The 12,725-nt window shown below is 70.5% G+C and carries 13 protein-coding genes; 8 read left to right on the top strand and 5 right to left on the bottom strand.

Translation table 11 applies throughout. The features are described from left to right. Positions 1 to 76 precede the first annotated feature (76 nt). Positions 77 to 1,354, top strand: coding sequence for an ATP-binding protein (locus AB0N14_RS27090; RefSeq protein WP_366028305.1), 1,278 nt, complete (start codon positions 77 to 79; stop codon positions 1,352 to 1,354). A gap of 163 nt (positions 1,355 to 1,517) precedes the next feature. Here AB0N14_RS27090 and AB0N14_RS27085 read toward each other — a convergent pair whose 3' ends face one another. After that, positions 1,518 to 2,063 carry a GtrA family protein gene (locus AB0N14_RS27085; RefSeq protein WP_366028373.1) on the bottom strand — a complete coding sequence of 182 codons (546 nt, stop codon included), beginning with the start codon at positions 2,061 to 2,063 and terminating at the stop codon, positions 1,518 to 1,520. A gap of 338 nt (positions 2,064 to 2,401) precedes the next feature. Between AB0N14_RS27085 and AB0N14_RS27080 the strand changes: the two genes are divergently transcribed. The 3 genes from AB0N14_RS27080 to AB0N14_RS27070 are packed head-to-tail and all read left to right on the top strand — an operon-like array spanning position 2,402 to position 5,257. Next, positions 2,402 to 3,541 carry a 5-(carboxyamino)imidazole ribonucleotide synthase gene (locus tag AB0N14_RS27080; RefSeq protein WP_366028304.1) on the top strand — a complete coding sequence of 380 codons (1,140 nt, stop codon included), beginning with the start codon at positions 2,402 to 2,404 and terminating at the stop codon, positions 3,539 to 3,541. Further along, positions 3,538 to 4,068, top strand: a complete 531-nt coding sequence (gene purE / locus AB0N14_RS27075; RefSeq protein ID WP_366028303.1) for a 5-(carboxyamino)imidazole ribonucleotide mutase — start codon at positions 3,538 to 3,540, stop codon at positions 4,066 to 4,068. Before AB0N14_RS27080 ends, purE begins: the two co-directional genes overlap by 4 nt. Positions 4,069 to 4,072: 4 nt before the next feature. After that, the gene (locus tag AB0N14_RS27070; protein WP_366028302.1) at positions 4,073 to 5,257 is read left to right on the top strand and encodes a dipeptidase; all 1,185 of its coding nucleotides are present in this window, start codon (positions 4,073 to 4,075) and stop codon (positions 5,255 to 5,257) included. A gap of 102 nt (positions 5,258 to 5,359) precedes the next feature. On the opposite strand, the gene AB0N14_RS27065 is transcribed toward AB0N14_RS27070, so the two are convergent. Together AB0N14_RS27065 and AB0N14_RS27060 are read right to left on the bottom strand one after the other, a co-directional pair. Next, positions 5,360 to 5,752 (bottom strand): VOC family protein, encoded by a 393-nt coding sequence (locus tag AB0N14_RS27065; protein WP_366028301.1) that lies wholly within the window; start codon positions 5,750 to 5,752, stop codon positions 5,360 to 5,362. Between the two features lie 18 nt (positions 5,753 to 5,770). Continuing rightward, positions 5,771 to 6,130: a VOC family protein gene (locus tag AB0N14_RS27060; RefSeq protein ID WP_366028300.1), complete on the bottom strand. Its 360-nt coding sequence runs from the start codon at positions 6,128 to 6,130 to the stop codon at positions 5,771 to 5,773. 216 nt (positions 6,131 to 6,346) lie between these two features. On the opposite strand from AB0N14_RS27060, the gene AB0N14_RS27055 reads away from it, so the two are divergent. Next, entirely contained in the window at positions 6,347 to 6,853 is a 507-nt protein-coding gene (locus AB0N14_RS27055; RefSeq protein ID WP_366028299.1) for a CGNR zinc finger domain-containing protein, read from the top strand. Positions 6,854 to 6,957: 104 nt separating this feature from the next. Here the strand turns inward: AB0N14_RS27055 and AB0N14_RS27050 are convergent, their stop codons facing one another. Beyond that, positions 6,958 to 8,301 carry a UDP-glucose/GDP-mannose dehydrogenase family protein gene (locus AB0N14_RS27050; protein WP_366028298.1) on the bottom strand — a complete coding sequence of 448 codons (1,344 nt, stop codon included), beginning with the start codon at positions 8,299 to 8,301 and terminating at the stop codon, positions 6,958 to 6,960. Between the two features lie 180 nt (positions 8,302 to 8,481). Between AB0N14_RS27050 and AB0N14_RS27045 the strand changes: the two genes are divergently transcribed. After that, the gene (locus tag AB0N14_RS27045) at positions 8,482 to 9,639 is read left to right on the top strand and encodes an acyl-CoA dehydrogenase (protein ID WP_366028297.1); all 1,158 of its coding nucleotides are present in this window, start codon (positions 8,482 to 8,484) and stop codon (positions 9,637 to 9,639) included. A 212-nt stretch (positions 9,640 to 9,851) separates the two neighbouring features. Then, positions 9,852 to 10,721 carry a DNA-formamidopyrimidine glycosylase family protein gene (locus AB0N14_RS27040; protein WP_366028296.1) on the top strand — a complete coding sequence of 290 codons (870 nt, stop codon included), beginning with the start codon at positions 9,852 to 9,854 and terminating at the stop codon, positions 10,719 to 10,721. Positions 10,722 to 10,744: 23 nt separating this feature from the next. Here AB0N14_RS27040 and AB0N14_RS27035 read toward each other — a convergent pair whose 3' ends face one another. Continuing rightward, positions 10,745 to 12,031 (bottom strand): LCP family protein, encoded by a 1,287-nt coding sequence (locus AB0N14_RS27035; protein WP_366028295.1) that lies wholly within the window; start codon positions 12,029 to 12,031, stop codon positions 10,745 to 10,747. Positions 12,032 to 12,150: 119 nt separating this feature from the next. On the opposite strand from AB0N14_RS27035, the gene AB0N14_RS27030 reads away from it, so the two are divergent. Beyond that, positions 12,151 to 12,723 carry an acyl-CoA thioesterase gene (locus AB0N14_RS27030; RefSeq protein WP_366028294.1) on the top strand — a complete coding sequence of 191 codons (573 nt, stop codon included), beginning with the start codon at positions 12,151 to 12,153 and terminating at the stop codon, positions 12,721 to 12,723. Positions 12,724 to 12,725: the final 2 nt, after the last annotated feature.

Below are 12,725 nucleotides of genomic sequence, written 5' to 3'. Positions count from 1 at the left end.
ATGCCGGGTGCCTCCGTCGGTCGGGCGGAGCCCAAGGCACACTGGTCGTCGTACCTGTTCCCCGCCGGAGGCCTCCGTGCGTCGTCGTCTCATCCAGTCCACCCTCGCCGTCGTCCTCGTGGTGATCGCGGTCTTCGGCGTCTCCCTCGTGATCGTCGAGACCCGGACGATCAGCAACAGCGCCCAGGAGCGCGTCGACTCCGAGGCGCTGCGCCTTGCCAGCATCGTGGACAGCCGGATCCTCGGCGGCGAGAAGGTCAGCGCCGCGGTCTTCAAGGACCAGGTCACCGGCGACAGGTACGCGGTGATCGACATCCCCGGCCGGCCCACCATCCGGGTCGGCAACCAGCCCGCCGGTGACGTCATCCACTCCACGACCAAGGGCGAGGAGGGGGAGACGGTCCGCGTCGAGGAGCCCCGCTCCGCCGTCACGCGTGAAGTCGGCCGTACGCTGCTGATCATCGCCCTGGTGGCGCTGCTCGCGATCATCGCGGCGGTGCTTCTCGCGGTGCGCCAGGCCAACCGTCTGGCTTCCCCGCTGACCGACCTCGCCGAGACCGCCGAGCGCCTCGGCTCCGGCGACCCGCGGCCGCGCCACAAGCGGTACGGCGTCCCGGAGCTGGACCGGGTCGCCGATGTCCTGGACGCCTCCGCCGAGCGGATCGCCCGCATGCTGACCGCCGAGCGGCGCCTGGCGGCCGACGCCTCGCACCAGCTGCGCACGCCCCTGACGGCGCTGTCCATGCGGCTGGAGGAGATCACGCTCACGGACGACCCGGACACGGTGAAGGAGGAGGCGACGATCGCGCTGACACAGGTCGAGCGGCTCACGGACGTCGTGGAGCGGCTGCTGACGAACGCCCGTGATCCGCGCACCGGCTCCGCCGTCTCCTTCGACCTGGACGAGGTCATCCAGCAGCAGCTCGCCGAGTGGCGGCCCGCCTACCGCAGCGCGGGACGTGCGATCGTCAGCTCCGGCAAACGGCATCTGCGGGCCGTGGGGACGCCCGGGGCGGTCGCCCAGGTGCTGGCGGCGCTGATCGAGAACTCGCTCATGCACGGGGGCGGCACGGTCGCCCTGCGCACCCGGGTCACCGGCAACCAGGCGGTCGTGGAGGTCACGGACGAGGGGCCGGGGGTGCCGCCGGAGCTGGGCTCCCGCATCTTCGAGCGCACCATCAGCGGCCGTAACTCCACGGGCATCGGTCTCGCGGTGGCACGTGACCTCGCGGAGGCCGACGGCGGCCGTCTGGAGATGCTCCAGGCCGAACCCCCGGTCTTCGGCCTGTTCCTGTCCCGGACCCCGCTGAAGGTGCCCGCCGAACCGGAGGAACCGGAACCCACAGTGAGGTGAACCGGGGAGCGGGGGACCCGGTGAGGCGGCGGTCGGTCAGGACTTACCTCGCCGCACCAGGCCGGGCGATCTTCTTCGCCGCAGCACACCGGGCGATGTCCTTCGCCTCACCACGCCGGGCGATGTGCTGGCTGCTAAGGCGCCGGCAGGGCGATGCTTCCGGTCAGCAGCGGTTCACGTGCTCGTCGTGGCGGCGCTGCTCCTCCGCCTCCTGGAGTATCGACTCGGCGCCCGCCACCGCCGACGCCGCCGGCATGGCCTTGAACACCCAGGTGCGGTAGGACCAGAAACGGAACAGCGTCCCGAGGCCGATGCCGAGGAACTTGAACACGTTGCTCTGCAGCGGGCTGTCCCAGCCGAACCCGTACGTCGCCAGGAACAGCACACCGTTCTCGATCACCAGCCCGGCCGCGCTGAACACCAGGAACAGGGTCATCTCGCGGGTGCGCCCGCTCTTGTCCCGGTCCCGGTAGGTGAAGTAGCGGAAGCCGATGTAGTTGAAGGCGATCGCGACGACCGTGGCGATGATGCTCGCCCGGACCACCTGGAGCCCCGTGACATTCCGCACGAGGTTGAACACCAGGAGGTTGACCAGCAGTCCCGCCCCGCCGACCGCGCCGAACTTGGCGATCTCGCGCAGCAGCCGGTCGAACTTCCGGCGCACTGCGGCCCGGGGCCTGTCCTGCAGACTTGTGGAACCACTGCCCATCGTGTCGCCAGCCCCCGTCGGGTCGGTCGTACTCGGTTGCATTCGTCGTCTCGTTCGTGTCGATCGGTCGTACCGGGCCCCTCGGCCGCAAGCACCGAACGGCTCCGTCAACCGGGCCATGCTAACGAGCGCCGGTGAACGATGTCCGGGGACCATACATGAGGACGGAAAGAAAGCGGTCCGGGCCCCGTTCCGGAAACTCCTCATGGTTTTCCTTCGGGTACCCCTTCGGAAGGCCTTCGGAAACGGCCCTCAAGAAGGCCTTCGGAAACGGCCCTCCAAACGGCCTCCGCGGGCACGGAAACCGGCCTCCCTGGCCAGGCCGATACCCTAGGTGCGTGACGTTCCCGGTAGTAGGCATGGTCGGCGGTGGCCAGCTCGCTCGTATGACCCACGAGGCAGGCATCCCGCTGGGCATCAGGTTCAAGCTCCTCAGTGACACACCCCAGGACTCCGCGGCACAGGTCGTCGGCGACGTCGTCGTCGGCGACTACCGCGATCTGGAGACGCTGCGTGCCTTCGCGCAGGGCTGTGACGTGATCACCTTCGATCACGAGCACGTGCCCACCGAGCACCTGCGGGCCCTGGAGGCGGACGGCATCGCCGTGCGTCCCGGCCCGGACGCGCTCGTGCACGCCCAGGACAAGGGCGTGATGCGCGCCAAACTCGACGCGATCGGTGTGCCGTGCCCGCGGCACCGGATCGTCAGCGACCCGGAGGACGTCGCCGCGTTCGCCGCCGAGGGCGATGGCTTCCCCGTCGTCCTGAAGACCGTCCGCGGCGGCTACGACGGCAAGGGCGTGTGGGTGGTGGACTCCGTCGAGGAGGCCGCCGACCCGTTCCGCGCCGGCGTCCCGGTCCTCGCCGAGGAGAAGGTCGACTTCGTCCGGGAGCTGGCCGCCAACGTGGTTCGGTCGCCTCACGGGCAGGCAGTCGCCTACCCGGTCGTGGAGTCCCAGCAGGTGAGCGGCGTCTGCGACACCGTGATAGCGCCGGCCCCCGACCTGGACGAGGGCCTGGCCCTTCAGGCCGAGCAGCTCGCGCTCACCATCGCCAAGGAACTCGGCGTCGTCGGCCATCTCGCCGTGGAGCTCTTCCAGACCCGCGACGGCCGCATCCTCGTCAACGAGCTGGCGATGCGCCCGCACAATTCGGGCCACTGGTCGATGGACGGCGCGATCACCTCGCAGTTCGCCAACCACGTGCGGGCCGTCCTCGACCTCCCGCTCGGCGACCCGCGCCCGCGCGCCAAGTGGACGGTCATGGTCAACGTCCTCGGCGGCGACTACCCCGACATGTACTCGGCGTACCTGCACTGTATGGCGCGCGACCCGCAGCTCAAGATCCACATGTATGGCAAGGACGTGAAGCCCGGCCGCAAGGTGGGCCACGTCAACACCTACGGCGACGACCTCGACGACGTGCTGGAACGCGCCCGTCACGCAGCCGGCTACCTGAGAGGCACGATCACCGAATGAGCCCTGTTGTTGGCATCGTCATGGGGTCGGACTCCGACTGGCCCGTCATGGAGGCCGCCGCCAAGGCCCTCGACGAGTTCGAGATCGCGTACGAGGTCGACGTCGTCTCCGCGCACCGTATGCCGCGCGAGATGATCACGTACGGCGAGCAGGCGGCGGACCGTGGTCTGAAGGTGATCATCGCGGGCGCCGGCGGCGCCGCCCACCTGCCCGGCATGCTCGCCTCCGTCACCCCGCTGCCCGTCGTCGGCGTCCCGGTCCCGCTGAAGTACCTCGACGGCATGGACTCGCTGCTGTCGATCGTGCAGATGCCGGCCGGTGTCCCCGTGGCCACCGTGTCCGTCGCCGGGGCCCGCAACGCCGGGCTGCTCGCGGCCCGTATCCTCGCCGCGCACGACGAGGAACTCCTGCAGCGGATGCGGGAGTTCCAGCAGGACCTCAACGACCAGGCCACCGAGAAGGGCAAGCGCCTGCGCTCCAAGGTCGAGGGAGCGGCGGCGGGCTTCGGCTTCAACTCGGGGAAGTGACGCGATGACGTCGCCGTCCCTTGAGGCAGCCCGGGAACTGCTGCGGGAGTTCCCGGTCGTCGACGGGCACAACGACCTGCCCTGGGCGCTGCGCAAACAGGCCCGTTACGACCTGGACGCCCTGGACATCGCCCGGCACCAGAGCGCCCGCCTGCACACCGACCTGCCCCGTCTGCGCGAGGGCGGGGTCGGCGCCCAGTACTGGTCGGTGTACGTGCCCTGCGACCTGCCCGACCCGGTGCCCGCGACACTGGAACAGATCGACTGCGTACGGCAGCTGCTGGCCCGCTACCCGGCGGACCTGGCCCCCGCCCTGACCGCCGCCGACATGGAGACGGCGCGCAAGGACGGCCGGATCGCCTCCCTCATGGGCGCCGAGGGCGGCCACTCCATCGCGAACTCGCTCGGCACGCTGCGCGGCCTGTACGGGCTCGGCGTGCGCTACATGACTCTCACCCACAACGACAACGTGGCGTGGGCGGACTCCGCGACGGACGAACCGGGCGTGGGCGGCCTCTCGGACTTCGGCCGTGAGGTGGTCCGGGAGATGAACCGCCTCGGCATGCTCGTCGACCTCTCGCACGTGGCGGCGACCACGATGCGCGACGCGCTGGACACCACCGAAGCGCCGGTGATCTTCTCCCACTCCTCCGCCCGCGCGGTGTGCGACCACCCGCGCAACATCCCCGACGACGTCCTCGAACGCCTGCCCGCCAACGGCGGCGTGGCGATGGTGACGTTCGTGCCGAAGTTCGTCCTCCAGGCGGCCGTCGACTGGACGGCCGCGGCGGACGACAACATGCGCGCGCACGGCCTGCACCCCCTCGACACCACCCCCGAGGCGATGAAGGTCCACCGCGCCTTCGAGGAGCGCACCCCGCGCCCGGTCGCCACGGTCGCGACGGTCGCCGACCACCTCGACCACATGCGCGAGGTGGCGGGCATCGACCACGTCGGCATCGGCGGCGACTACGACGGCACCGCCTTCACCCCGGACGGCCTGGGCGACGTCTCCGGCTACCCGAACCTGATCGCCGAGCTGCTGGACCGCGGCTGGTCGAGGCCCGACCTGGCCAGGCTGACCTGGCAGAACGCGGTACGGGTGCTGGGCGCGGCCGAGGACGTGGCGCGCGACCTGCAGACCACGCGCGCGCCGTCCCACGCGACCATCGAGGACCTCGACGGCTGACGGACCGGGCGGGGCGGGACGGTCCTGTACGTCCCACCGGGCCCGAGCCGTCGCCTGTCCGGCCCCGCCGTCGACAGCGGGGCCGGACAGGGCCCGGCCGGTTCAGGTGTGCTCGATCCGGCACAGGCAGAAGGGGTGTCCCGCCGGGTCGGCGTACACCATGAAGTCCTTCTTCTCCCGGTCCTCCACGTCCAGCGGCCGCGCGCCCAGCGCCAGCACCTTCTCGTGCGCCGCGTCCACCTCCTCCCAGGTGGAACCCGCGTCGAAGTCGAGGTGGAACTGCTGCGGGTTGCGGTCCGCGCGCGGCCATTCCGGCGGGGTGTACCCCTCCACCCGCTGGAAGCCGATCCGCGGCCCGTCGGGGATCCGCAACACGACCCACTCCTCGTCCTCGGCCTTGGGTGTGCCGCCGCCCACGCGCGCGTAGAACTCGGCGAGCGTGCGCGGGCCCGGACAGTCGATCACCACGTTGCGGAAACGTGCCACAGCGGGCATGAGGGGCCTCCTTCGGCGTCAGCAGGCGCAGAGACAGAACGGGTGCCCGGCCGGGTCCGCGTAAACGCGGAAGCTGCGCGAGCGGTCCTCCGCGTCGAGCGGCTTCGCACCCAGCTCCAGCACCCCCTTCTCCGCCGCGTCCAGGTCCTCCACCACCAGGTCCAGGTGGAACTGCTGCGAGTGGTCGGGCGCGGGCCACTTCGGCGGTACGAATCCGGGCGCCGCCTGGAAGGCCAGCGCCTGCCCGCCGGGCACCCGCAGGTCCACCCAGTCCCCCTCGCCCTCGACGCTGCCGCCGAGCACCTCGGCGTAGAAGGCGGCGAGCGCGCCCGGGTCCGGGCAGTCCAGGACGACGGGGCCCAGCTTGGCGAGAGCCATGACTTCCTCCTCGAGATCGCATTACCGACAGAGCGTCGATACCGACAGAGCGTCGTTACCGACAGAGTGCGAAAGAGCATCGTTACCGATAGAAGCGAGCAACCAGTAACAGTTACCGCATGCTCATGCTCCCGTTCATGAGGTGACAGCGCAAGAGGTACACGCCGCCCGGCCACGGTTACCGCATCAGCGCGTGCTGGAGGTAACGTCGCGGGCATGAGTGAGAGATCGCCCGCGCCCGGAGGCCTGGAACTCGTCCAGGCCCTGGTGAACACGCTGGACATCGAGTCGGGCACCGACTCGCTGGACACCGTGGAGGTCCGGGCCCGTTTCGATCTCACCGAGGACGAGCTGCCGCGCGCCCGCGAACTGCGCGAGTCGTTGCGGGCCGCACTGCTCGCCCATGCGGGCCATCCGGCGCACCGCGAGGTGACCCCGCTGACCCGGCTGCTGGCGCAGGCCCCGCTGTATGTGGCCGTCGACGAGCGGGACGGCTCCGCCCGACTGATCCCCGCCGACGAGGACTCCCTGCACGCGCGCGTGGCGGTCGCCGTCGCCGAGGCGCTGACAGCGGGCACCTGGGGCCGTCTGAAGGCCTGTGAGGCCGTGACCTGCCACTGGGCGTACTACGACCGCAGTCCGGCCGGACGCGGTCGCTGGTGTTCGATGTCGGTCTGCGGGGCGCGCGCGAAAATGCGGCGGTACCGGGCGAAGGAGGCGTGATCCACAGGGAGTTCACCGGTCGGACGGTGACCCGGTGGTGCAGAATGCAACAGGACGCCGGTCCGGCCGACTGAGCCTCGGCCGGACCGGCGTCACCCGTACGCCTATGCGGTGGGGCGGCCCATCGCCCGGTACGTCCACCCGGCCCGGCGCCAGACCTCCGGGTCGAGCGCGTTGCGGCCGTCGAGGACGATGCGGGACGCCACCGCCTCGCCCAGCTCCGCCGGGTCCAGCTCACGGAACTCACGCCACTCGGTGAGGTGCAGGACGACATCGGCGCCCCGGACCGCCTCCCGCGCCGAGTCGGCGTAGCCGAGCGTCGGGAAGAGCCGTCGGGCGTTGTCCATGCCCTTGGGGTCGTAGACCGTGACCTGGCCGCCCTGGAGGTGGATCTGCCCGGCGACGTTCAGCGCGGGCGAGTCACGGACGTCGTCGGAGTCCGGCTTGAAGGTGGCGCCGAGCACCGCGACCCGCTTGCCGAGGAACGAACCGCCGCCCAGCGCCTCCCGCGCCATCTCCACCATCTGGCCACGCCGGCGCATGTTGATGGAGTCGATCTCGCGCAGGAAGGTCAGCGCCTGGTCGGCGCCCAGCTCGCCGGCGCGCGCCATGAAGGCCCGGATGTCCTTCGGCAGACAGCCGCCGCCGAAGCCGATCCCCGCCCGCAGGAACTTCTTGCCGATCCGGTCGTCGTAGCCGATGGCCTCCGCCAGCTTGGCCACGTCGCCGCCCGCGGCCTCGCACACCTCCGCCATCGCGTTGATGAAGGAGATCTTGGTGGCGAGGAAGGAGTTCGCGGCGGTCTTCACCAGCTCGGCGGTCGGGAAGTCGGTCACCACGAACGGCGTGCCCTCGGCGACCGGCGTCGCGTACACCTCGCGCAGCAGCTTCTCGGCGCGCTCGCTGCGCACGCCGACCACGATCCGGTCCGGGTGCAGCGTGTCCTCGACGGCGAAGCCCTCGCGCAGGAACTCCGGGTTCCAGGCCAGTTCGGCGTCCCCGCCGGCGGGCGCGTGCTCGGCGAGGTACGTGGCGAGGCGGTCCGCGGAGCCGACGGGCACGGTCGACTTGCCGACGACGAGCGCGGGGCCCTTCAGGTGCGGCGCGAGGGAGGCGATCGCGGCGTCGACGTACGACATGTCGCAGGCGTAATCGCCGTGCTTCTGAGGGGTGTTGACACACAGGAAGTGCACGTCACCGAACTCGGCCAGCTCGGCCCAGTCCATCGTGAAGCGCAGCCGCCCGCTGGAGCCCTCGATCCCCGCGACGTGCTTGCGCAGCAACTCCTCCAGACCGGGCTCGTACATCGGGGCCTCGCCCCGCTCCAGCCTCTCGATCTTCTCGGGCGCGACGTCCAGCCCCAGCACCTCGAACCCCAGCTCGGCGATGGCCGCGGCGTGCGTCGCGCCGAGATAGCCGGTGCCGATCACGGTGATCTTGAGGCTCATGGGTGCTCCAGAACGGGTAGGGCGGTGAATCGGTGCCCGAGCATAGCCGGGCTCCTCGCGGGGCAATTTCCCAGCTGTCGCCAAGCTCACGTACCCGTCCCGTGGGCGGGCCCCTAAAATTCCAGTTACTTAACGGTAATTAGCGTCACCGTCACTGCGTCATCTGGAGCGTGAGAGACCTTGGCCGGATCGGCTGACTTCGACCTGTACCGCCCGTCCGAGGAGCACGACATGCTCCGTGACGCCATCCGCTCGCTGGCCGAGGCGAAGATCGCGCCGTACGCCGCGGCGGTGGACGAGGAGGCCCGCTTCCCGCAGGAGGCGCTCGAGGCCCTGGTCGCGAACGACCTGCACGCGGTGCACGTACCGGAGGAGTACGGCGGCGCGGGCGCGGACGCGCTCGCCACCGTCATCGTGATCGAGGAGGTGGCCCGCGTCTGCGTGTCCTCCTCCCTCATCCCGGCCGTGAACAAGCTCGGCTCGCTGCCGGTGATCCTCTCCGGCTCCGGGGAGCTGAAGAAGAAGTACCTCGCGCCGCTGGCCAAGGGCGACGCGATGTTCTCGTACTGCCTCTCCGAGCCGGAGGCGGGCTCGGACGCGGCCGGCATGAAGACGCGGGCCGTGCGCGACGGCGACCACTGGGTGCTCAACGGCGTCAAGCGCTGGATCACCAACGCGGGCGTCTCCGAGTACTACACGGTCATGGCGGTGACCGACCCCGAGAAGCGCTCCAAGGGCATATCCGCCTTCGTCGTCGAGAAGTCGGACCCGGGCGTGTCCTTCGGCGCCCCGGAGAAGAAGCTCGGCATCAAGGGCTCGCCCACCCGCGAGGTCTACTTCGACAACGTCCGCATCCCCGCCGACCGCATGATCGGCGAGGAGGGCACCGGCTTCGCCACGGCGATGAAGACCCTCGACCACACGCGCATCACCATCGCCGCCCAGGCCCTCGGTGTCGCGCAGGGCGCCTTCGACTACGCCAAGAACTACGTCAAGGAGCGCAAGCAGTTCGGCAAGCCGATCGCCGACTTCCAGGGCATCCAGTTCATGCTCGCCGACATGGCGATGAAGATCGAGGCCGCCCGCCAGCTGACCTACGCGGCCGCCGCCAAGTCCGAGCGCGGCGACGCCGACCTCACCTTCCAGGGCGCCGCCGCCAAGTGCTTCGCCTCGGACGTGGCCATGGAGGTCACCACGGACGCCGTCCAGCTGCTCGGCGGCTACGGCTACACCCGGGACTACCCGGTCGAGCGCATGATGCGCGACGCGAAGATCACCCAGATTTATGAGGGCACGAACCAGGTCCAGCGGATCGTGATGGCCAGGAACCTTCCCTAGCGGGAACCGCCTTCGTCTGCGGAAACATCTCGGCCCCCGGCTTCGCCCGGGGGCCGTTCGTATGGGTGGCCGGCCGAGAGGCTTCCGGGTGGCCGGTGGGGACCGGACGGCGCCGACGGGGAATGAAGGAGATGTCAGGGAAGGGGGCGACGCATCTCATATGCGGACGCCCCAGGGCGCGCCGGGCATCGGCCGGGTGAAGGGCGTTCCTCATGCCTGAGCTGCCAGACGTCGAGGGATTCCGGAAGGTGCTCGAGTCCTGCGCGAAGGGCAGAGTCGTTCAACGCGTCGACGTGCGCGACGCAGGCGTCCTGCGCGGGGTGAGCGTGCGGCGGCTGCGGGACGCGCTGGAAGGCCGGCGGTTCACCGAGCCGCAGCGGCACGGGAAGTGGCTGCTCGCCCGCACCGGCGACGGTCCCACGCTCCTGCTGCACTTCGGCATGACGGGCCGGCTGGTCTGCGGTCACCCCGACGATGCGGTTCAGGCCCACGACCGCGTCCTGTTCACCGTGGGCGGCGACCGCCAGCTCCGCTACCGCGACCAGCGCAAGCTTCAGGGACTCTGGCTGGCCGACGACGACTGCGACGTCGACCGGCTGCTGGGCCGCCAGGGCCCCGACGCGATGGCGGTGGACGGCAAGGAGTTCGAGGCCGCGCTCTCCTCCCGCCGCGGCCGTGTCAAGAGCGTCCTCATGGACCAGTCCGTCCTGGCCGGACTGGGCAATCTGCTCGCCGACGAGATCCTGTGGCGCGCCGGGCTTCGTCCCACCCGCCGGGCGGGCGATCTCACCCGGGCCGAACTCCGGCGCCTGTACACACACATGCGCCGCACCCTGCGCTCCGCGGTCGCCGCGGGCTGCGTCCCCCCGCGCGACTCCTGGCTCACCGGCCACCGCGACGACCCGTACCCCGCCTGCCCGCGCTGTGGCGATACCTTGCGTCGTTCGCGGGTCGCGGGACGCGGGACGGTATGGTGCCCGCGGTGCCAGCCGGACGGGTCCTTACACGCCCCGGCCCGCGCGGCCGGGGCGGTGGGGAAGGGCGCCGGCCCCTTCCCCACGCGGTGCTGCACGCCGCCGTGACGGCCTGATCGCCGCGTGACGGGCTAGTTGCCGGAGACCGTCACCGTCTGGTCGTTCTTCAGCTCGTCGACCAGCGTCTTGACCTTGGCCTTGTCCCACAGCAGGTTGCCGCCGGTCGAGCCGGAGATCGGCATGTTCATGGACTTGCCGGCGCCGCCGTTGACGCCCTTCATCGCCCAGAACATGGAGGCCAGGTTCCACAGGGACATGTCCTTGTCCACGGTCAGCGCGTCCAGGCCGGAGCCCATCGTCGGGTAGAGCTTGAACGGGTTGAGGACCGTCGACGGGGTCGCGACCTGGTGGGCGAGCGCCGCCAGGAACTTCTGCTGGTTCTTGGTGCGTTGCAGGTCGCTCTGCGCGAAGGCGTGCCGGGTGCGGACGAAGGCGAGGGCCTGCTGGCCGTTCAGCTTCTGCGTGCCCGCCTGGAAGTCGGCGCCCGAGTACTTGTCCTTGAAGCCCTTGTCGATCGTGATCGTGACACCGCCGACCGCGTCCACGATGTTCGCGAAGCCGTCGAAGCCGATCTCCGCGTAGTGGTCGATGCGCAGCCCGGTGTTGTACTCGATCGTGCGGACCAGCAGCTCCGGGCCGTCCTCCGCGTACGCCGCGTTCAGCTTCGTGTGGCGGCCGGTGCCCTGGTAGACCTTGCCGGACGCGGACCCCTTGTACGTGGGTATCTCCACGTCCGAGTCGCGCGGCAGCGAGATCAGCGTGTCGCCGTTGTCACCGACGTGCAGGATCATCATGGTGTCCGTGCGCTTGCCCTCGGCGGACCCGGTGTGCAGCTTCTGCTTGTCCGCGTCCGACATGCCGGCGCGGCTGTCGGAGCCGACGATCAGGTAGTTGGTGCCCTTGCCCGCCGCGGGCCGGTCGATGACCTTGGAGAGGTCGACGTCGCGGTGGAGCTTGGAGTCGGCCCAGAAGTAGGTGGCGACCGAGGTCACCGCGAAGGCGGTGACCAGCGTGATCGCGGTCCACTTGACCCGGCGGCGCCAGTTGGGCGCGGTGCGCGCCCCGCCGGGCCCGCCGCCGCCCGGTCCGTGGGGTCTGTCGGCCGGGCTGCCGTAGACCTGGCCGGTGTTGTAACCGCTGTCATAGCCGTTGTCGTAGCCGCCGTACCCCTGGTCGTCGTACGTCGGCTGCTGCGGCACCCCGCCGTACGGCGGGGCGGCCTGGGGGCCGCCCGGTGCGCCGGGCGTGCGCCGGACCTGCCGCATCACGCGCGCGCCCTCGGGCTGAGCGCTGGAGCTGCCGCGTCCGTAGCGGTTGCCGCGGCTGTCGTCGGACCATCCCTCGGGCCAATCGTTCATGCGCCCCAGTGTGCAGGGTCGGGCTGTGGGCCGTACAAGAGCCGAGGAAAAACAGGGTCAGGGCTGTTGCGAAGCCGACACAAAGTCTCCGGATCGTGGCGCGGCATAAGGTGGAGGCCATGACAGACCAGGCCCCCGCCACGGAATCAGAAATTCTGGGCGAAACAGAGGCTGCACTCCCCGGGAAGCCCACCTCCGCGTCCCGGACCACGCTCAGCCACATCATGACCCACAACGACACCAACCTGCTGGGCACGGTGCACGGCGGCGTGATCATGAAACTCGTCGACGACGCGGCGGGCGCGGTGGCCGGCCGGCACAGCGGCGGACCCGCGGTGACGGCGTCGATGGACGAGATGGTGTTCCTGGAGCCCGTCCGGGTCGGCGACCTGGTCCATGTGAAGGCGCAGGTCAACTGGACGGGCCGGACGTCGATGGAGGTCGGCGTACGGGTCCTGGCCGAACGCTGGAACGAGTCCACCCCGCCCACCCAGGTCGGCTCTGCCTACCTGGTCTTCGCCGCTGTCGACGCGGACGGCAAGCCCCGCTCGGTCCCGCCGGTGATCCCGGAGACGGACCGGGACAGGCGCCGCTACCAGGAGGCCCAGATCCGCCGTACCCACCGCCTGGCCCGCCGCAGAGCGATCAAGGAACTGAGGGAGAAGAGGGCGGCGGAGGGTTTCGAGGACTGACG

The sequence above is a fragment of the Streptomyces sp. NPDC051104 genome (assembly GCF_040682835.1).
Taxonomy (GTDB): domain Bacteria; phylum Actinomycetota; class Actinomycetes; order Streptomycetales; family Streptomycetaceae; genus Streptomyces; species Streptomyces cynarae.
Note: the sequence above shows the minus strand (reverse complement) of the source record. Positions and strands in the feature narration are given on the sequence as shown.